Source organism: Paenibacillus solisilvae, assembly GCF_042656405.1.
GTDB lineage: Bacteria > Bacillota > Bacilli > Paenibacillales > Paenibacillaceae > Paenibacillus_Z > Paenibacillus_Z solisilvae.
This window is the reverse complement of the sequence record NZ_JBHSOW010000110.1, coordinates 1-19,142: the sequence shown is the minus strand read 5'-3', so window position 1 is coordinate 19,142 and position 19,142 is coordinate 1. Positions and strand designations below refer to the sequence as shown.

Here is a 19,142-nt window from a genome sequence, read left to right as displayed (position 1 = left end):
TCGAAAAAAGCTATTACGAGCAACTCCAGGTTTCATAAAGTTGTGTCTACTATATTGACATAAGCTCAGTGTTCGGCATTTTTAAATGGATAAATCCAGTATAGAGGTCATTTGGTATCTTGAAGGTGCATAATAACTGGATTTATCCAGTATGGGGGTAGTCCGGAGTTGGCAGCACTCTCTCCTATTCAGCAAACTTTCAGCCCGTCTTCATAGATGCTTCAGATTGATTCCTTAATGTAGGCGGTGAGAATTAATTTGATGAAGGCGGGGTAGTGAATGATGAAGAAAACAAGAAAGCTGCACTTATGGATTGGTCTTATCTCATCTGTATTTATACTCATTCAATCGGTTACGGGTCTACTCCTTTCAGAACCATGGTTAGCAGGCGGCTCCTCACGCGGCGAGATGCCCCGAATGGAGATGAGCGGAAGTTTCAACGGGGCTGCCGCTAATAATGGAGCAAGCTCCAGCGGCGATACCAGCGGGGGCCTCATTGCTGATTCCGCGGGTAATACCGACGGCGGCAACCAGCAGGCACAGACGGGTACAACCCCAGGCGGCGGCTCTACTCCATCAAACAGCGATCAGAGCGTTAGTGATTCAGGTACCGCTGACCAAAGGCAGCAGATGCAGCAGCGGCCAATCGGTCAAGGATTCCCCGGCGGCGGTGAACAAGGCGAGGGCGGAATCGTAGGGTTTGCGAAGAAGCTCCACGAAGGGATGATCTATGGCAACAGCTTCAAAATTGTCGTTGATTTAACGGCTGTAAGCTTAATCTTCATGACACTCACCGGCATTTATTTATCGATCCGTGTACTTAAGGGGCAAAGCCAAAGCAAACAGCGCCGCAGATCCAATAACACATCCTTAATCGAATCTTAAGACGAAAAAGGCCGCCCATTCAAGCAGATCCATCTGCTTGGAAAGGCGGCCCTTCTCATCTATTTGATAATTCTGAATGGTTTAAACAACGAGGATCTTCTCGATCCGATCTTTAACTTCATCGGAGAGAACAATACCGGACGCTTTCACATTCTCAACGACTTGCTCCGGACGGCTCGCGCCGACTAGTGCGCTGGCCACATTCGGCTGACGCAGGATCCAAGCAAGCGCCAATTGGCCAGTCGTGATATCAAGCTCCGCTGCAATCGCAGACAGCTCACGGACTTGACTAATCTTCTCCTCGGTAATCCCATTACGCACCCACTCCAGCTTGGAAGCACGGCTTCCCTCCGGAAGCTCGGACGCGGAATTGTATTTGCCGGTAAGCAGCCCCTGGGCAAGAGGCGAGAATACAACTTGTCCGATGCCATTCTGCTCACCGAACGGGATAACTTCCTTTTCAATATATCGGTTCAACATGTTGTATACCGGCTGATTGACGACAATACGATCAAGCAGGTAACGATCAGCAACCGCTAATCCTTCAGCCATCTGTGCGGCTGTCCATTCACTTACACCGACATACAGCACTTTGCCTTGACGGATCAGATCGTCAATCGCACGAAGCGTCTCATGAAGCGGTGTTTCCGGATCATGACGGTGACAGTAGAAAATATCAACATAATCGGCACCAAGACGCTTCAAGCTAGCGTTGCACTGCTCGATCACATGTTTGCGCGATAGACCGCGATCGTTCGGGCCCTCACCCATCGGCCAGAACGCTTTGGTCGCCAGTACATAGGAGTCGCGCGGAAAAGCTTTAATGGTTTCACCAAGTAAAGTCTCCGCTGCTCCTCGCTCATAGACGTTCGCAGTATCAAAGAAATTAATACCTAACCCGTATGCAGTCTGAATTGCTTTCACTGCATTCTCGCGTTCTACATATCCACCATAAGTCAACCAGCTTCCTAAGCTGATTTCACTCACTTTCAGTCCACTTCCACCAAGTTTGCGATAATTCATTTGTGTACCTCCACATAGATAATCTATTTACATTTCTGCTTCCTATGTTATTGTATTCATATTCGTATTCTTTTTAAAGTAGTGAAATAATTGTCACTTTATTATAGTATCTATATATACTATACTTAATGTTACTATAATAGAGAAGGAGATCGTCCTCATGACTGAGAGTAATTATGTCCCCAAAGAACCGCTCGTTATTGATTGCAATATTGAGAGAACATTAGATGTTATTGGCGGTAAATGGGCTTTTCTCGTCCTTCGGGAGCTCTTCTGCGGTACCCGGCGATTCGGTGAGCTGCAGCGGCTGATTCCAGCCGTTAGTCCTCGGGCATTAACGAGTACCGTGCGCCATTTGGAGGAGCAGGGTGTACTGGAGCGGCATGTTTTTCCAACCGTCCCTGTAACGGTCGAATATACTTTAACGCCTAAAGGCGAGGATCTGCATCAAATGTTCAAAGAAATGAAGCTGTGGGCAGCGAAGTGGACGTAGGCCACAGATCAAGAACGGACTACATGGAGAAAAACCATCAACACAGGCCAATATGCCGGTGGTGATGGTTTTTTGGTTTTTGCATACCTTATAAACCGATGATCTGTTTAATCCGCAGGGTTCGAACGCAGGATAAATCTATGAATTCGTCATCTACTTTAATGAGCGGAGCTTCTTCTTCATGCGGGTTAATATAGACGATTTCTCCAACACGATCATCCGTCAGGATGACTTTCTGGCCGACCATCTTCGTCAATATATTATCCAGGAAGACCGAAACAATTGTAGGGTCAAGCTTGCCGAAATAACCCTCTTTCATTTGCCGGACAACCTCGTAGAACGGAAGTGCATCATGATAGGGCCGTTTGGAGGACATGGCATGAAAGATATCGGCGATGGCAACGATTTTACTAAACAAATCGATCTTATCCGAGCCCAGTCCGAGCGGATAACCCCCGCCGTCTTCCCGCTCATGATGCTGTAAAGCAACCAAAGCAGTTCTATAGCTGACACCCTGCGTATTCTTCAAGATCTCATAGCCATAAATGGCATGCTTCTTAACGATTTCGAACTCCTCCTCCGTCAGCTTGCCGGGCTTGTCCAGAATCTCCTGAGGTATCCGAAGCTTACCGATATCATGGAGGGTTGCTGCAAAAGTAAGCGCCTTTAAAGATTCTTCGCTTAAATTAAGCCATTTCCCAATAAGCGTCGAAAGTACTCCTACACCGATATTATGCTGGTAGGTGTAGTCATCCTGAGCCTTTACCGCTTCAAACAGCACGAATATGTTCGGATGGTTCGCTATATCCTGTACGGCAGGGATAACCTCATCCTGCAGTTCATTCACCGGGACGACCCCAGTTTCATGAAAAGAGTGATAAAGCTTCTTCGCATTGGCAACAACCCCTTTGACGACTGCATGCGGCGTAGTGCTTTCTTTCTTCTCTTTCATTTCAGCTATTTCGAGAAAAACAGAAACGTTATCGATTTTATGATTTTCAAGTACCAACAAATGTTCTGCCTGCAGCACTGTTCCGGCGGGTAAAACCGTGACACCAAAAGCATTCATGACATCATTTTTCAACGTTTTCCCCAAAAATTGTCTCATAGCGCCTCCGCCAAATCGTAATTATCGATTCCTAACATGGGAATTTATTCAATATGAATACTTTACCATGTTTACTGGACAATTGTCCCATAGAATTCGTTAACAGTTAGTTCGAATTCTCTATTTTCGCGAAATTTTCGACCAAATATTGCCCTTTTTATCGCTACATCAGGCATGAACGTCATTGCTAGAAAAATAGTGGAGTTCACCTGTATATCGTTTCGTATAACATAGTATATAATCTGAAATAGGAATGGCCCGAATACAGCTATTTATGAAGAATGTGAAAGCGTTTACTAAAGTAGATCGATATAATTCGTTTAAGAGACAGTTTGAAAATAGGAGCGTGAAATCGATGAACGTAATTTACCAATTTGACGAAGCTGCTAGACTCCCCTTGCCCGGGGATAACTGTGCCGTTGCGACTCGCCAACTGGACGCGGGCACTGTCATTCATTATGAAGGCCATACGTTAACCTTGGATTATACGGTTATGGAGGGCCATCGGTTTACGGTGAAGGCGATTGCTCCCGGCGAAGACCTGCTTTCTTGGGGAATGCCCTTCGGCGCGGCGCTGCAAGCGATCCAGCCCGGCCACTATGTAATCAACGAGTCGGTATTGCACGAGCTTAGCGTGCGTCAGCTGAAGTTTGCTCTTCCGGCGGAGCCGAATTTTGAAGATCATGTGCCTCCTTTTGTGCTGGACGAGGCTGGCTTTCAGCCTGCGGCGGCAGCTCCAGCGTACGCGGAAACGCGTACGTTCATGGGCTATCGCCGCTGTGAAGCCCGAGGCGTCGGTACTCGCAACCATGTAGTTCTGCTTGGGACCACCTCCCGCACGGGCAGCTACGTAAAGCAGCTCGCCGGTCGTCTGCAAGCGGACTTGAAGAACTACCCGAATATTGATGGCATTGTCCCTGCGGCGCATACGGAAGGCGGCACCGAGAAGCCGAATAACTTGGATTTACTGCTGCGGACGCTCGCCGGATTTATGGTAAACCCCAACGTCGGCGCAGTCTTGGTGGTCGATTATGGCAGCGAACCGGTAACCAATCGGATGGTGGAGTCCTACCTGCGCGAGCACAATTATCCCATCCATGACGTGCTGCACAAATTCGTATCGCTGCAAGGCGGTTTTGAAGAGAATTTGGCCACAGGCGAAGCGATTGTACGCGAATGGCTGCCGGCAGTCAATGCGATGCAGCGGACAAGCGAATCCATCAGCAACCTGAAGATCGGACTGCAGTGCGGCGGCTCGGATGCTTTTTCCGGCATTTCGGCGAATCCGCTGCTGGGCTGGATTTCAGAAGAATTGGTGCGGTACGGCGGCGCTGCGAGCCTGGCGGAAACCGATGAACTAATTGGCGCGGAGCCTTATGTCCTGTCGAAGGTACGCAATGTGGAAACCGCCCGCAAGTTCCTGGAGCTGGTGAACCGTTTCAGGGAGCGCACGTCCTGGCATGGGTCGAGCGCGGAAGGAAATCCATCCGGCGGGAACAAATATCGCGGTCTATATAACATTTATCTCAAATCCATCGGTGCGGCCCGCAAGAAAGATCCATTCACGCGCCTCGATTATGCCACAGAGTATGGGGAGCTCATGAAGGATGGCGGCTATTATTTCATGGACAGCCCCGGCAATGACCTTGAGAGCATCGCCGGACAGGTGGCTGCAGGCTGCAACATGATTTTCTTTACGACGGGTAACGGCTCGATCACGAACTTCCCCTATGTGCCGACGGTCAAGGTTGTCACGACGACGAGCCGCTTCCAATTGCTGTCCAATGATATGGATGTCAATGCCGGTCAGTATCTGGAAGGCAAGTCTATGGAGGAGCTTGGCCAAGAGGTCTTCGACCTAACCATTAAAATTGCCTCGGGTCAGCGCAGTGTTGGCGAGAAGGCCGGTCATGCCCAGGTGCAGATCTGGCGCAATTGGCAGCAGAACGATGCGAGCCAGCTGGAGACATTGCTCCATCCTCCTGTGCCGTCAGGAGAGCCGATCGCCATCCAAGCGGATGCGGGAGCGGTGGAAAGACCAATCGAATTCACCTTTACCCGTCATCAAGATACTCGAGCCAGCGACAATATCGGTCTCATCCTGCCGACCAGTCTTTGCGCCGGACAGGTAGCCAACATGATTACGCAGCGGCTCAACAAACAAGGTGCCGGGCAGCCGGAGATTTCGCGCTTCGTGGCTTTGGCTCATACGGAAGGCTGCGGAAATTCAGGGGGCCAAGCGGAAGAACTGTATGCGCGAACGATGATCGGCTATGTCACCCATCCGATGGTGCGACATTGTCTGATGCTCGAGCACGGCTGCGAGAAAACCCACAACGATTTCATGCGCCACCAGATGGAAGAGATGGGCGTTGACGCGGACCGGGTTGGTTTTGCCAGCATTCAGCTGGACGGCGGTATTACGAAGGTGACGCAGAAGGTAGAGGCCTGGTTTGCCGATCAATTGGCAGCAGCCAGCGCAGCCGAGAAAGAGTCGGTCGGACTGGAAGGACTGCGAATTGGCATCCTAAGCGATGGTTCCATCTCCGATGACGCGGGAGAGCAGCTTGCGAAGCTGACCCAAATGATCGTCGACGCAGGCGGCTTGGTCGTTGTGCCTCAGAACAGCGGATTGCTGACCACGGCTGCTTACAGCAACCGTTTATTCACCGTATCGGATGTCCGTCCTTCCATCACCTATGGTGAGCATGTCCGCCGCAATGGCTTCCACATCATGGAGACGCCGACCGAGCATTGGGTGGAGACGATTACGGGCCTCGGCGCCACAGGTGTGGAAATCATGATCGCGCTAGTCGGCAATCGTCCGATGCAGGTGCATCCGTTCGTTCCTATGCTGCAGATGGCGTCGGAACCTGCGATGCGGCAGTACGATGGCAAGGATTTGGATGTGATGCTCGCAGGTGATCCGAACGCGTGGACGCAGCAGATTCTCGAGCACTGCAAGCAAACCATTGAGCATCGCTATACGCCGCGTCTCTTCCAGCAGGGGAACGTGGATTTCCAATTCACGCGCGGGTTCTTGGGTGTTTCGTTGTGATTTGAATGAGGGCAGGGAGAACTGTGACCCGGGAGCGAGGTACTTTGAGAAAAGCACCTCGCTCCCGGGTTTTTGTGTTGACGGGGAACGGCAGGAAGTTTAGCTGACAGGGAGGATTATATAATCCATACACGAATATGTAAAATATTAGGCAGTTTACAAGAACATTATCGAAAATTATCGGTAAAGAGGATGACATCGGATATTACTTCACGGTGATGAACTCGGATTTTTTCCATTCATAGGTCATTAAAGCACGCGTCCAGCGTTCGATAGCTTTCTTTTTTCTGGATTTTGGGATGGTCGGTTTACGAGAGGGATTGGCTGCAGCTGCAGGAAGCATCCGTTCATGCTCGCCTCCTGAATTGCGAAGTGTAATTTTGGAGCGGTGCAGGACCATCTTGACCGCAGGGACAGTACATTGTAATTCATCTGCGATGTCTTGGTAGGAATAATGAAAGACTTCAGCCAGCAGAAGCATCTCCCCCTCCCGTTCAGAGAGATGCTCGGCCACCCATTCCAGCAGGCCGCGAACAGATGCGTAATTCGGGTCATAATACGGCTGCTGGAGCGCTTCATCCAGGGGGAGCAAGGTTCCTTTACGCCTGCGATGAGCATCAATGTGCAGGTTCTTAGCGATTTTATAGAGCAGCGATCGGGGGTGCCGGAGCTCTCCCGTTTTCCGGTAGTGCATGAAGGCCCTTAGCAGAGCATCCTGGAGCAGATCCTCCGATTCCCATTTGGATGCGGTTAAATAAAAGCAGTATATCCGCACATGATTAAGATGCGGAGCTATGGTATCCTCGAAATCAGCCCAAGGCTTCATGCTTCCTTCCTCCTCGCTTATCAGCTTGTTGTCGATTGAGTTATTCCTCATGACTACTAGTCTAACAGTGTACTGTGAAAATAATATGAACAACGCAGCCCATACGAAAGGCGAGAAACCAGGCAGCTTCTGCTTCTCCTAAATATGAACTAATTTTTCGAATAATAAATACAAAAAACCTCCGATTCCCAGCATAAAGGAATTGGAGGCTATTGGAATAAATATGCAGATGATCGTGAAAATCCCGATTGTCATGCGTTTCTTCGCTTAGAGATCTTCACTGTACAAATCAGAGATACCTGGGTCAAGCAGCCATTTGCCATTCACCTTTGTTAGTGTCATTAGGGAAATGGAACGGGTAGACGGAATATCGTCGCCGTCTGTCTGCTCGACTGTAACGGAGGCGAGTATGGAGGCTGAATCTTCGCTGATTTCAACAATGGCGCTCTTCTCGATAACCATCTTCAAATTTACAGAAGCAAACAAATCCGCAAGTCCCGCCAGATCTTCCTCCGCCCCTGGATAGTCTTGATTAATCGTTGCTCCGTAGGCTTCTACGTCTTCTTCATTAATGGCTTGTGCCTGGGCATCGAGCAGGGCTTTAATGGCTTGCTGATCGGCATCAGGCGCTTGAATTTCCTGCTTCCAAAGGCTGTCCACATCAAGTACCTCTAATGATAGCTGCTCAGCGGAATAAATCGCCCATTGGCCATTCGTTTCTTTGCGGAGTGTATAGCTCATTTGGCTGACATTGTCCGGGAAGAAGCCTGTGCCGCTCACCTTACGCGTCTGCTCCGTGGTTACCAGCACCGCTTCAGCTGCCGAATAAGAATCGATTTCTTTATCCAAAATAACCGTTTGCGTTTTCATTCGAGCGAACTGATCCGGAATACTTGCCTTAAGTCCGTCTGCCTGCGGCGACTTCGAATGGAATACAGCCAGGAATGCGTTCGCATCACCCGCCGCTTCCGCTTGCGTCAATTTAGTCAGTACCTGGAATACGGCAGCCTTTTGCTGCGCAGTCGGCCCGATATCTGTAATGAATACCGTCTGCTTCGCGGCGTTCCATTCCACTTTCTTGGCGGACAGCGTTGCGATAAACCGGACACCCACTAACGTACGCCCATTTATGATTTTCATTTCTCCGTTCGTCGCTACTTTCTTGCCATCGATTAATGCGCTCGTACCGCTTGTGCTCATTTCGATGCTGCGAACGGAAGAAGTTGCTTTTATCTTCTTGGTCGCTGCCACATAATCCACTTTGTACCCCAATGTCTGGAACAATGTACGAAATTCCACATAGGTTTTTCCGCTTATCGCTTTAGGAGCCACTGAAAAAACAACTTCTTGCCCGTTCAGCACGATATGTATCGGCTTGGGCGCACTTGCCGCGGATACCGTTCCCGCAGACATAACTAGTACTAGCATAGCGGTTATTGCCGCTATCATCCAACGTTTAATCATGGTACAGCCTCGTTTCTATGAATAGATTCATCCTATTCTAGTCATAATAACGAATGGATTCAATCGGGAAATATTACATTTGTTTGAGATATTAGGAAATAGCCTTGACGTGAATCATCAGTCAACCCCTTTATGAGTCCTCCCCAAGCTTTGCCAGAGATGATCTTCATCGCTAGATTACGATGGCTTATAGGCCCGCGGCAGCCATTATTCGGCTGTACAGCGTTTGTTTACCGGCGTTCCGAGCGCCGAAATAACCGGATACATACCGCAACCCAGCAGGCGCTTACCCAATAGCCGCCCAATATATCCGATGGATAATGAACGCCTAGATAGATCCGGCTTAAACCGATGCACAGAATCATGCACAGGCCAAAGATAATCAGAGCGGTTCTGCCTCCCCGGCTCGGTATATGACGCCAAAGAATGAAAATCAGGAGTGCATATAAGGAGAAAGCCGCCATAGAATGGCCGCTCGGAAAGCTGTAGCCCTGCTCCTCGGCGATACGATGAATGTCAGGACGGGTCCGGTGATACAATCGTTTCAACAGTTCATTGAGCAGGGTCGACCCCAGCATCCCGCCAATCAGCAGAATAAGCTCCTTACGATGCTTAAGCACGATAAATAAAATGACCGCCAAAGCAATAATCAATGGAATCGTGACGGAAGAGGATCCGATCTTCGAGAACAGCTCGGCTATTCGGGTCAGTGCAGGGCTCTCCCAGCCTTGTACGATTTGAATAATAGACTCATCGAACTGCTTGAGCTGGTTCCGGCTGATCAAGACAGACAGTCCCTCAAACCCGGCCAGAGCAAGCAGCAGCAGCATTAACCACATCGATATTTAACCCCCATATGTATGAAATATTCCCTTATTATACGCTAATTGCCTTTTAAAAAAACAGCCGTTTGCTAGAATCTGCCCCTGCTGCTTCGGAAGGATCTTCTTATTCCCTTGAAGGGGAAATTCAGTCCCAAAAAAATTCTTTACATGACCATGGCTGTCAGTGATGGGGGGATAAACTATAGGAGATTAACAACGTTAAAGGAGAGATTCGAGTATGAAACCACTGCAAGGAAAAATAGCAGTTGTCGCAGGTGCGACGCGGGGTGCCGGACGAGGGATTGCGGTGAAGCTTGGTGAGGCAGGAGCAACCGTATATGTCACGGGACGAAGTGTCCGCGGCAGTCTGTCTGATATGGGAAGAGCGGAAACCATTGAAGAAACCGCTGAGCTCGTAGCTGCCGCAGGGGGTGTCGGCATTGCTGTCCGGACGGATTATTCCGTGGAGTCCGAAGTGCGGGCCTTATTCGATCGCATCGCTCTGGAGCAGGGCAGCCGACTCGATATTCTCGTCAACGATGTGTGGGGCGGCGATCCGCTGACCATGTGGGAGCAGCCCTTCTGGGAGCATTCGCTCCATGACGGTTTGCTCATTCAGAAGCGCGGAGTTCATACCCATATGATAGCAAGCTATTATGCGGCACCGCTCATGATCGATAACAACTCTGGACTCATTATTGAAATCACCGACGGCTTCGATTATCGGTACAGAGGCAGCTTATATTACAGCTTAGCCAAAATATCTGTCATCCACCTCGCTCAAGCGATGGCAGCGGATCTGCGCCCGCATCAAGTGGCTTCTGTAGCCGTAAGCCCCGGCTTTCTGCGTTCGGAGGCGATGCTGGAGCATTTCGGTGTTACAGAAGAGAACTGGCGGGATGCAGCCGGGAAGGATCCGCATTTCCTGATGTCAGAGACCCCTGCCTACATCGGCAGAGCGGTGGCTGCACTCGCTGCAGATCCGAAAATTATGGAGAAAACCGGGAGCATTCTCACCTCCTGGGGATTGTCCGAGGAATACCGGTTTACCGATGAGGACGGAAGCCGCCCGCATTGGGGAAATTACGCGGCAGAGCAAGGATTTTATAAGTAAGAAGAACTTATAGAACCCCGAGAATCCAGCCTTCCAAAGGGACAATTTCATCGCGCTGCTGAGAGGTTAGCGTCAACAGGCTCATATAGTGGCACAGGGTGCCGCCGGCATCCTGCTCTCTTAGCCATTGTGACACGGCATATGCATCCTTCTCATCCCGCTTGACAAGCTCCTCCGGATAGGTGTAGCGGCTGTAGAGCAATGAGGGATAAACCTCAGCTATTACACTTTTGTTATCCGCCGGAATCAGGCCATCATACGGCCATACATGAAGCACATCCCCGAATGACCGCCGAAGCTCGCAGAGCCATGGAATGCCGGCATGGGTGGAGAATGCGACTGAAATAAGGGTTGGATTCAAGTTCAGCACACTTTTGGCCGAGGAAGTGAATTTCTCAGTCAGCCTAAGCTCAGTCGGATTGCGATAGGGCAGCGTCGGCGATTGTATAGCCGACACAGGGAGCTCCTTCACCCCGCCCCAATGCTGATCAAAATGCGTCAAAAATTCATCATAGGAACGAAGCACGGGCTTGCCTCGTGCCGCATCCTGAAAATACGAAAGCGGAAAAGAAAGACCATGATCCATCCCCACAATCATCGCTCCCTGCCTCCCCGCCCGCTGCGCTTCCAGAGATTCGGCCAAATAAAGATGAACGCCTTCTCTGGACCAGCTGCTTCTGCCCCATGCCCGGCAGGGCTCCTCGGCAGCAGTCGATTCGAAGATTTGAATCGCGGTGTGCTTTTGCCTTGGTAATCCCTTGCCCGAATAGTCAATGCCGATATACCGCTCGAACATGTTAATCCTCCTGCTCCTGCTCCTGCTCCTGCTCCTGCTTCAGTTCAATCCAAATCGCCGATTTGTCATCCGATCTCTTCATTCGCGGGAACTGCAAACCATCCGGATCTGATTCTTCAAGCTCAGTCAGCCACTGGATGAAAGGAAGCACTCCCTTCTCTTGAACAAGAGAAGCCACTTCGACAGCCCCGTCTTTATCGGAGATCCCGGCCGGCTTCGGCACATACAGCCCGTCTGAGAACAGCAGCAGCGCCCGGACATTCGTCCGGCTGATCCGCCCATACTCGGCGTAGTCTGCGAAATGCGGATCTCCATTCAATACCGAATAACCGCCAGGCGAGTTGGCCAGGCTGCGGCCGCTAATAATTTGAGGCAGCACATAATGACGCAGCTGATCTCCAGCCGTTATACCCTCAGCAATCCCCTGCGCCCACACCGCCTTGCTTCTGTCATCGACATGCGCCACCTGATCCTGCGTGACGATGCGAATCGTACCATCCATATAATAGACCGCAATCATGCAGTCCCCGAGCTGTGCAAACTCAATCCATCTAGGCTTCACGCGAACAACAGCTCCGCACGCGCTCCAAAGATCTTCCTTTCGTTCCAGGCTTACGCCGGATTCTATCATTTGCTCCCGAAGCTGAGCGTTAACCGCTTCAAAGGCTTCCAGCAAACCATGCGCTCCCTCAGCAATATCGCTTCCCGAACGTTCATTAAAGTAATCCGCCGTAATTTGAGCTGCGAGGTATCCGCCCGTTTCTCCGCTTGGACGCTTGTATGGAATTAGCGACGAAGCGCCGTCAATAACACCAAAGAGCTGCGCTGCATCGTTCCTGATCAGGGCGTCCTCGTTTAAAGGGCTGCTGCCTTGGATGGAAACTGCCGTAATCTGCATCCCTGTCACCTCAATCCTTCTTGAACCAGTTTTAAGAAGTAATCCACATGCTTAGGCGCACAGGCGATCAAATAAGGCTCAGCCATCCGTTCTTGAAAGGGCCTGCCGCTAAAATCCACCACTGTACCGCCGGCTTCTTGGACCATCAGCAATCCGGAATACAAATCATCCCCCTCAGAGTTATATACAATGATGCCGTGCATATCTCCTCTAGCAAGCATATTCCACTGCAGGGTCGGCGCCCATAACCGCATCATTCGCTTCGTATTCACATCTATGTAATGCCTCAGCTTAACGGCTCTCTCTTCATTTTGCACCTTATGCCCTTGAATCCAGCCTACAGTCGCTCTCTTAAAATCCTTCGCGTTGTTCATCGATAGCGGCTCTGTATTACAGCATGCGCCTTCATTCCTGCAAGATACATATAAACGATCCGTGATGGGCTCATAAATGACGGCCATAACCGGCTTTTGCTCATAAAGCAGTGTTATGGATACCGAGAACAGAGGCAAACCGACCGCAAAGTTATTCGTGCCGTCAAGCGGATCAACCATCCACATCCACTTACTGTCTGCATGATTGTCCCCGATCTCTTCAGAACGGATGCGATGCTCCGGAAACACACTCTGAATTTTCTTCAAAATGGTTGCTTCTGCAAGATGATCGACCTCCGTGACCATATCCCCAGATGCATCCTTCTCTTCATAGTGATTAAGGGTATCGAATCGGCTGCGGGCCAGCCTTCCTGCCTCTAATGCAGCGGCAGAAGCGATTTCTTTAGCAATCGTTAGCGTGCGAATGTCCATGTGAGCCTCCATCCATGATTCCAATTGTGATAACCCAGTAAAATAGGGCAAGGCTGACGAGCTGCCTCACCCTATTCATCTTATCGCAGAATGCTGCCGAGGAAAACATTCCCTCCCGAGTTCGGACCACATAAGGGCTAGGGCACTGGAGTGATGGCCGAAATGGTTGATTCTTCCGGCTGAAGTACGCGTTGTGCGTCGTTTAAGCGGCCGTCGGCGTCTGTGGCGAAAACATCGATGACGACATTCGAGCCGGTAACGTTAAATTGTGTTTCATAACCAGGAAACCCTGCAATACCTACCTCCCTGGTCGCGACCTGTTGGGGAGATAAGCTGAAAAGTTGATGCGCTACGGGAACCTTTGGAGCTCCGGTTGAACTTATTGTGACCAGGAATACTTCCAGCTCAATCGTAGCTGCTGCAGCCAAATCCTCATTGCTGATCAACATTTTTACACTGGTCGATGGGTTTGAACCGCTATTTAAGATAGGTCCGCTGCTAAATGCAGGCATAGGTTTCACCTCCTTTCGTTTCACTCAAACTAAGGAACAGGCGTGATCGTAAAAATCGGTTCAGCTTCAGCCTGAATGACGCGTCCGGCGGCCACAGCATTTCCTTGATCGTCTATTGGGAAGACAGAAACCAACATATTTGCAAGCGCCGCACCCGCGATGGAGTATTGGATTTCGAAGGCAGTGAATGCCGCAGTCGAATAGCTCCGGCTCACAACCGTGCCAGGCGCTATGCCGAACACTTCATGCACAAAGGGAACCCGGCTTGTGCCGCTCAGATAGAAGGCCACTATCTCAATGTTGGATGTATGGCTAGAGTTGTCGTTACTGATGAGAACTTGAATGGCGGAGGCTACAGGCCCGGCCGCGCTTTGGTTAGCAATGACGCCTGTAGAAAAAGATTGAACGAATGCGATTTTCGATATAAATCCATCAACAGAACCACCTAAAACAGTATCGAAGGCGCCGGCAGTGGTAGGGAAATTGGCGGAGTGCGTGCTGCCGGCAACATACGCGTTACCGATTGCATCCACGGCGATACCGAAACCTCTGTCTATATCATTCCCTCCGAGATAAGTGGAGAAGACAAGCGCCGTACCGGCTGGATTCAGCGCCGTCATAAATGCATCTACAGCACCGCCGAAAGTGTTCTGCACGGCATCTGGGGTGATCGGGAAGGTGGCAGACTCCGTTTCTCCTGTCACCAATACGTTCCCGGATGCATCCACTGTGATTCCAAAACCTTGATTCCCCCCGTTTCCTCCGAGGAAGGTGGAGAAGATAAGCGCCGTACCGGCTGCATTCAGTTTAGTTACGAACGCAGAATCAGGAATACTGATGGTGGTGTCAAAAGCACCGGCTGTAGTTGGGAAATCGGCGGAGGCGGTAAACCCGGTCACATGCGCGTTTCCGAATGTGTCCACAGCGATGCCAAAGGCAACATCATTATTGCTTCCCCCGAGGTAGGTCGAATAGACAAGAGCCGTGCCGGTTGCATTCAGCTTGGTCACAAACGCATCTTGAGTGCCGTTCAAGACGGTATCGAAGGCGCCGGCAGTGGTAGGGAAATCAGCAGATTGGGTAAACCCGGTCACATAAGCATTACCGGCAGCATCCGCAGCGATCCCGCTGCTAGAATCTACCCCGCTTCCCCCGAGAAAGGTGGAATAAATAAGAGCTGAACCGGCCGCGTTCAGTTTCGTTATAAATAGACCAACCGTGGTTTGAAAGGCACCCGGGGTGATCGGGAAATTAGCGGAACCCGAACTGCCAAATACAAAGGCATTCCCGGATGCATCCACCGTGATGGCATCCGCTGCATCACCCGCGGTTCCCCCGAGATAGGTGGAGTAGATGAGCGCCGTACCGGTTGCATTCAGCTTGGTCACAAACGCATCCGTTGGTCCGCCGCCGTAGATGGGTTGAAAGGCGCCCGGGGTGGTGGGAAAGTCAGTAGAAGTAGTACTGCCCGTCACATAGGCGTTCCCGAATGAATCAACAGCGATCCCGTTGCCAAATTCAGTTCCGTTTCCCCCAAGGAAGGTGGAGTAGACGAGCGCTGTCCCGGTTAAGTTTAGCTTGGTTACAAACACTTCATCGCTGCCGCTTCCAAAGGCGGTTTGAAAGGCGCCTGGAGTGGTTGGGAAATTGGCAGATTCGGTGTAGCCGGTCACATAGGCATTCCCGGATGCATCCACAGCGATGCTGAGCGCTTCATCATTTGCACTCCCCCCGAGATAAGTGGAATAGAAGAGAATCGGATCGATTACTAAGGGCAGGTTAGGATCAAATTCCTCTGTCACCTCAAACCCGATGCTCTGGCTTCCATCTGTTTCAGACCGGATGACAAAACTGCAGCCTACCGGCCGCTGAATATTCTCCACTTTCTGATAAGCAACGGGCTTCAGGTCCATGAAGGTTCCCATAGGAGTGGCGATCAACAGGTTACCCTCCTCATCCAGCCGGATCCCGTCTGCACCTTCACAGTGAAACCGGATATCACCAACGCATGCACCCGGCTGCAGCAGCACATCATATTTCAGATTTCCTGCATATCCTTGAAATACCACATCAATGCTCGGCCAAACCTGCCGATAGAGGATCTCCCGGTACATAGGAAGCTGAGTGAAATGCTGCGAAGAATTATTGCCGCGGAAATAATTAATAGTCCCTGTTACCGGTAACATTCCTTCCGGTGCCGCCCCGGGGCGGGCATTCAAGAACCGCCAAGCCAGGTTAATCCCCCTCATGCATCTTCCCTGCTCTTCGTTCTCCTCTGCCAATGGCGCAGTCCTTGTCCGACCAAACCATGATAAGGAGTCCCTCTCGAAGAAGGTCAGCGATATTTGTTCCGGGCTAAAGGCATACCGGAAGCCTCTGCCTTGAGCATAATATCGAATCGCATCTTTCATTTGTCCGGCATTCGGAATGAAGGCAAGAGGAAGTTTCCCATAAGTCTCCATTACCGCCTGCCGCTGCTCTGTAACGGACATCATATGCACCTCACTTTGCTAGGTAATCATGTACAGCCTGAAAAACGATTTCATCTCTTCAATTTATGCTGATTTGTCCAAATGGCTTGGACAAGTGAAGGTTGAATGGAGATTCCGCGAATGAGGGAAAAACGAGGAAAAAGTTGTCAATTGTACTCGTTTTATCGACTTTACCCGGAATGAAATGTATAATATTTCTCAGTAAATAAGAGATGGTGGTGAAGCGTATTTTTTACCTGCTCGCGTTTGTCTTATCCTTTATGATCGTTTATCTATTGATTCCGCCTTTCGCAAAATTGGCATTTCGGCTTGATTTTGTGGACAAGCCTCAGAAGAACACGGAACGCAAAATTCATCGGGAACCGATCCCGCTCACAGCAAGTTATGTGATCTTCATCGGATTTTTCGTTACTTATTTGCTCGTTACAAGAGAATTCACGCTGCAAACCGGGGCGATTTTTGTCGGAGGCGTATTATTATTAATCATTGGAACTGTGGATGACTGGTATAAGACGAAGGGAAAAGATTTTCCTGCGCTCCCCAAATTCATTGTGCAAATGTCCGCCGCCGTATTGGTTTATGCATCAGGCATTGCTTTTACCGGATTCTACAATCCGCTGTCCGGAGAATATGTCGTACTACCCATCGTGCTTCAGTTCCTGCTTACGATCCTGTGGATCTTCGGCGTCACGACGGTCATTAATTTCTCCGATGGCATGGATGGGCTGGCCGGCGGGCTCTCCGCCATATCCGCCATCACCTTGTTCATAGTTGCATTGGCCAAAGGACAATCGACTTCAGCGATGCTGGCTGTCATTGTTGTCGGAGTTACGGTAGCTTATCTCAGGTATAACAAACATCCTGCACGAATCTTCATGGGGGATGCCGGAGCAACCTTTATCGGATTCATCCTGGCGGTAATCGCCCTGGACGGTGCATTCAAGCAAGCGACCGTTCTGTCGCTCTTCATTCCCATACTGGCACTGGGCGTTCCTATCTTCGATAACCTGTTCGTCGTTGCCAAACGTTTCATTCAAGGCAAGTCCATCTATCAGGCAGACGCCAGCCAAGCGCATTACCGCCTGCTGCGCGCAGGCCTCAATCATAAACAAGTAGTCATGGTTCTTTGTTTAGTCAGTACCTGCTTCTGTCTCTCTTCGATTATTCTGCTTCTGGTTCAAACGTAAGAGAAGGCTCGTCCTGTATGAAAGGGACGAGCCTTTTTGTTCGATCTATTCATCATCTGCTTCTAACCGCTCATTCGCATACACAGCCGCCCCGATCATGCCGGCATTCCCGCCAAGCCGTGCTTGCTGAACGATACAGGCTTCTCTGGCGAGCTTCAAGGCATGGCCGGCAATCGTTTCACGCACCGTATGAAGCAAGCGGTCACCGGCAGCGGACATCCCCCCGCCTATGATGACGATTTCCGGGTTGAATAGATTAATGACGTTAGATAAGCCAAAACCCAGAATTTTACCTGTCTCTTGCATAACATCGATAGCGACCTGATCCCCCTCATCATACGCTTCGGAAATCATTTTGGCCGTGATCCCATTCGAATCATGATCCGTCCATTGCTGAACGATACTCGGTTCGCCCGCTTCAAGTCTCTCCTTCATCGTGTTCACCATGCCTACCGCAGACACATATCTTCCAAGACATCCCGAGCTTCCGCATCTGCAGGGCCGCCCCTCCCTATACATGTTCATGTGTCCGATCTCTCCGGCACTGGAGGTCGTTCCATAGACAACCTTGCCATCATTAACAATCCCTGATCCGAGCCCCGTCCCAAGCGTCAGCAGGACGACGTTACGGTAACCTGCGCCTGAACCAAACCGCCACTCCCCATAGAGATTCACGCGGACATCATTATCGATAAAGGTTGGAAAATCAAACACCGCCTTCATTCGATTAACGACATGAATGTTTTCCCAATTCGGAAAGTTAGGAGAGAAAATCGATAATCCCTCCTGCGGGTTGAGGAGTCCCGGGATCCCCATGCCCATGCAGCGGACAGCGGATAGCGGGATACTCGCGGATTGCGCCATTTCCTTAATGGTCTCAACGATTCGCTGCAGCACCTGATCGGGTCCCATTGCCGCTTCGGTCGGTACGCTTCTTTCGACTAGCGTCTTATATTCGTGACCGAATATAGCTGCTTTAATATTGGTTCCGCCAAGATCGATTCCAATTGTATAGGGCTTCAACACATTCACTCCTTAGCTCAATATCCGTTTATCATCCCATTTGGATTCATGCACAAAGGCAAAGGGTCTATATAGGTGATCTTATAACACATGACATAATTCATTGAATCAACCTGCTCGCAAAACCGTCGGCGACCTGCTTGCCTTTCCACTCAAGCAGTTTCATGTTTGCCCGGCTAATTAGCAGAAGGATACCGTCGCCCAACTCCTTGAGCGGGTAGGCATGCAGGCTGATCACGCTTTGAAATATCCGCATGAATTCTCAGGAGGTCAGCGGCAGCGGCTCGGCATCGCGAGGGCGCTTGCATCCAATTCTGAATTTATCGTGCTGGACGAACCAACCTCGGCGCTGGATGTCTCTATTCAAGCTCAAATTCTGAACCTTCTGCAGGATATCCGGCAGGAGTCGAATATGACTTTACTAATAATAACCCATAATTTAGGAATTGCATGCCTGTACCTCAGCTTAACTGCTAGAAGCTTATACTGGATTTCGTACAGGCTAGAAAGCGAAATTAGACCAAAACCGCAGCTATACTGGATTTCATACAGTTAAAAAACCACAATTGAGCTTATGTCAATATAGTAGACACAACTTTATGAAACCTGGAGTTGCTCGTAATAGCTTTTTTC

16 protein-coding genes and 1 pseudogene are annotated in these 19,142 nt (G+C 50.2%); 6 read left to right on the top strand and 11 right to left on the bottom strand.

Annotated features, from left to right (window positions below):
• Window positions 1-279 precede the first annotated feature (279 nt).
• On the top strand, window positions 280-885 hold the full coding sequence (locus tag ACFPYJ_RS28525) for a PepSY-associated TM helix domain-containing protein (RefSeq protein WP_379191645.1): 606 nt from the start codon (window positions 280-282) through the stop codon (window positions 883-885).
• Window positions 886-966: 81 nt separating this feature from the next.
• Here ACFPYJ_RS28525 and ACFPYJ_RS28520 read toward each other — a convergent pair whose 3' ends face one another.
• Window positions 967-1,908 (bottom strand): aldo/keto reductase family protein, encoded by a 942-nt coding sequence (locus ACFPYJ_RS28520; RefSeq protein WP_379191644.1) that lies wholly within the window; start codon window positions 1,906-1,908, stop codon window positions 967-969.
• 160 nt (window positions 1,909-2,068) lie between these two features.
• On the opposite strand from ACFPYJ_RS28520, the gene ACFPYJ_RS28515 reads away from it, so the two are divergent.
• Window positions 2,069-2,401, top strand: a complete 333-nt coding sequence (locus tag ACFPYJ_RS28515; RefSeq protein ID WP_379191643.1) for a winged helix-turn-helix transcriptional regulator — start codon at window positions 2,069-2,071, stop codon at window positions 2,399-2,401.
• Between the two features lie 88 nt (window positions 2,402-2,489).
• Here ACFPYJ_RS28515 and ACFPYJ_RS28510 read toward each other — a convergent pair whose 3' ends face one another.
• Entirely contained in the window at window positions 2,490-3,509 is a 1,020-nt protein-coding gene (locus ACFPYJ_RS28510; RefSeq protein ID WP_379191642.1) for an HD-GYP domain-containing protein, read from the bottom strand.
• A 355-nt stretch (window positions 3,510-3,864) separates the two neighbouring features.
• Between ACFPYJ_RS28510 and ACFPYJ_RS28505 the strand changes: the two genes are divergently transcribed.
• Entirely contained in the window at window positions 3,865-6,567 is a 2,703-nt protein-coding gene (locus ACFPYJ_RS28505) for a UxaA family hydrolase (RefSeq protein ID WP_379191641.1), read from the top strand.
• 205 nt (window positions 6,568-6,772) lie between these two features.
• Here the strand turns inward: ACFPYJ_RS28505 and ACFPYJ_RS28500 are convergent, their stop codons facing one another.
• The 3 genes from ACFPYJ_RS28500 to ACFPYJ_RS28490 form a co-directional block, all read right to left on the bottom strand.
• The gene (locus ACFPYJ_RS28500) at window positions 6,773-7,393 is read right to left on the bottom strand and encodes an RNA polymerase sigma factor (RefSeq protein ID WP_379191640.1); all 621 of its coding nucleotides are present in this window, start codon (window positions 7,391-7,393) and stop codon (window positions 6,773-6,775) included.
• A 267-nt stretch (window positions 7,394-7,660) separates the two neighbouring features.
• Window positions 7,661-8,857, bottom strand: coding sequence for a stalk domain-containing protein (locus ACFPYJ_RS28495; protein WP_379191639.1), 1,197 nt, complete (start codon window positions 8,855-8,857; stop codon window positions 7,661-7,663).
• 230 nt (window positions 8,858-9,087) lie between these two features.
• The gene (locus ACFPYJ_RS28490; protein ID WP_379191638.1) at window positions 9,088-9,696 is read right to left on the bottom strand and encodes a phosphatase PAP2 family protein; all 609 of its coding nucleotides are present in this window, start codon (window positions 9,694-9,696) and stop codon (window positions 9,088-9,090) included.
• 223 nt (window positions 9,697-9,919) lie between these two features.
• Between ACFPYJ_RS28490 and ACFPYJ_RS28485 the strand changes: the two genes are divergently transcribed.
• Window positions 9,920-10,795, top strand: coding sequence for an SDR family oxidoreductase (locus ACFPYJ_RS28485; protein WP_379191637.1), 876 nt, complete (start codon window positions 9,920-9,922; stop codon window positions 10,793-10,795).
• A 7-nt stretch (window positions 10,796-10,802) separates the two neighbouring features.
• Here ACFPYJ_RS28485 and ACFPYJ_RS28480 read toward each other — a convergent pair whose 3' ends face one another.
• From ACFPYJ_RS28480 to ACFPYJ_RS28460, 5 genes are all read right to left on the bottom strand, one after another.
• Window positions 10,803-11,591 carry a hypothetical protein gene (locus ACFPYJ_RS28480; protein ID WP_379191636.1) on the bottom strand — a complete coding sequence of 263 codons (789 nt, stop codon included), beginning with the start codon at window positions 11,589-11,591 and terminating at the stop codon, window positions 10,803-10,805.
• A 1-nt stretch (window position 11,592) separates the two neighbouring features.
• Entirely contained in the window at window positions 11,593-12,489 is an 897-nt protein-coding gene (locus ACFPYJ_RS28475) for a protein phosphatase 2C domain-containing protein (RefSeq protein ID WP_379191646.1), read from the bottom strand.
• Between the two features lie 5 nt (window positions 12,490-12,494).
• Window positions 12,495-13,295, bottom strand: a complete 801-nt coding sequence (locus ACFPYJ_RS28470) for an inositol monophosphatase family protein (RefSeq protein WP_379191635.1) — start codon at window positions 13,293-13,295, stop codon at window positions 12,495-12,497.
• Window positions 13,296-13,432: 137 nt separating this feature from the next.
• On the bottom strand, window positions 13,433-13,807 hold the full coding sequence (locus ACFPYJ_RS28465) for a hypothetical protein (RefSeq protein WP_379191634.1): 375 nt from the start codon (window positions 13,805-13,807) through the stop codon (window positions 13,433-13,435).
• 29 nt (window positions 13,808-13,836) lie between these two features.
• The gene (locus ACFPYJ_RS28460) at window positions 13,837-16,302 is read right to left on the bottom strand and encodes a DUF7948 domain-containing protein (protein WP_379191633.1); all 2,466 of its coding nucleotides are present in this window, start codon (window positions 16,300-16,302) and stop codon (window positions 13,837-13,839) included.
• Between the two features lie 209 nt (window positions 16,303-16,511).
• Between ACFPYJ_RS28460 and ACFPYJ_RS28455 the strand changes: the two genes are divergently transcribed.
• Complete coding sequence (locus ACFPYJ_RS28455) at window positions 16,512-17,486, top strand: MraY family glycosyltransferase (RefSeq protein WP_379191632.1); 975 nt, start codon at window positions 16,512-16,514, stop codon at window positions 17,484-17,486.
• A gap of 45 nt (window positions 17,487-17,531) precedes the next feature.
• Here ACFPYJ_RS28455 and ACFPYJ_RS28450 read toward each other — a convergent pair whose 3' ends face one another.
• Window positions 17,532-18,509 carry an ROK family protein gene (locus ACFPYJ_RS28450; RefSeq protein WP_379191631.1) on the bottom strand — a complete coding sequence of 326 codons (978 nt, stop codon included), beginning with the start codon at window positions 18,507-18,509 and terminating at the stop codon, window positions 17,532-17,534.
• A 199-nt stretch (window positions 18,510-18,708) separates the two neighbouring features.
• On the opposite strand from ACFPYJ_RS28450, the pseudogene ACFPYJ_RS28445 reads away from it, so the two are divergent.
• Window positions 18,709-19,065 (top strand): annotated as a pseudogene (locus tag ACFPYJ_RS28445) (ATP-binding cassette domain-containing protein); the annotation flags it as partial.
• Window positions 19,066-19,142 lie beyond the last annotated feature (77 nt).

Excerpts from the sequence above, each read along its gene's own strand:
- ACFPYJ_RS28485 (WP_379191637.1), top strand. The coding sequence starts at position 9,920 with ATGAAACCACTGCAAGGAAAAATAGCAGTTGTCGCAGGTGCGACGCGG.
- ACFPYJ_RS28500 (WP_379191640.1), bottom strand. The coding sequence starts at position 7,393 with ATGAAGCCTTGGGCTGATTTCGAGGATACCATAGCTCCGCATCTTAAT.
- ACFPYJ_RS28465 (WP_379191634.1), bottom strand. The coding sequence starts at position 13,807 with ATGCCTGCATTTAGCAGCGGACCTATCTTAAATAGCGGTTCAAACCCA.
- ACFPYJ_RS28520 (WP_379191644.1), bottom strand. The coding sequence starts at position 1,908 with ATGAATTATCGCAAACTTGGTGGAAGTGGACTGAAAGTGAGTGAAATC.
- ACFPYJ_RS28505 (WP_379191641.1), top strand. The coding sequence starts at position 3,865 with ATGAACGTAATTTACCAATTTGACGAAGCTGCTAGACTCCCCTTGCCC.
- ACFPYJ_RS28455 (WP_379191632.1), top strand. The coding sequence starts at position 16,512 with ATGGTGGTGAAGCGTATTTTTTACCTGCTCGCGTTTGTCTTATCCTTT.
- ACFPYJ_RS28510 (WP_379191642.1), bottom strand. The coding sequence starts at position 3,509 with ATGAGACAATTTTTGGGGAAAACGTTGAAAAATGATGTCATGAATGCT.
- ACFPYJ_RS28515 (WP_379191643.1), top strand. The coding sequence starts at position 2,069 with ATGACTGAGAGTAATTATGTCCCCAAAGAACCGCTCGTTATTGATTGC.
- ACFPYJ_RS28460 (WP_379191633.1), bottom strand. The coding sequence starts at position 16,302 with ATGATGTCCGTTACAGAGCAGCGGCAGGCGGTAATGGAGACTTATGGG.
- ACFPYJ_RS28480 (WP_379191636.1), bottom strand. The coding sequence starts at position 11,591 with ATGTTCGAGCGGTATATCGGCATTGACTATTCGGGCAAGGGATTACCA.
- ACFPYJ_RS28495 (WP_379191639.1), bottom strand. The coding sequence starts at position 8,857 with ATGATTAAACGTTGGATGATAGCGGCAATAACCGCTATGCTAGTACTA.
- ACFPYJ_RS28470 (WP_379191635.1), bottom strand. The coding sequence starts at position 13,295 with ATGGACATTCGCACGCTAACGATTGCTAAAGAAATCGCTTCTGCCGCT.
- ACFPYJ_RS28475 (WP_379191646.1), bottom strand. The coding sequence starts at position 12,489 with ATGCAGATTACGGCAGTTTCCATCCAAGGCAGCAGCCCTTTAAACGAG.
- ACFPYJ_RS28525 (WP_379191645.1), top strand. The coding sequence starts at position 280 with ATGATGAAGAAAACAAGAAAGCTGCACTTATGGATTGGTCTTATCTCA.
- ACFPYJ_RS28490 (WP_379191638.1), bottom strand. The coding sequence starts at position 9,696 with ATGTGGTTAATGCTGCTGCTGCTTGCTCTGGCCGGGTTTGAGGGACTG.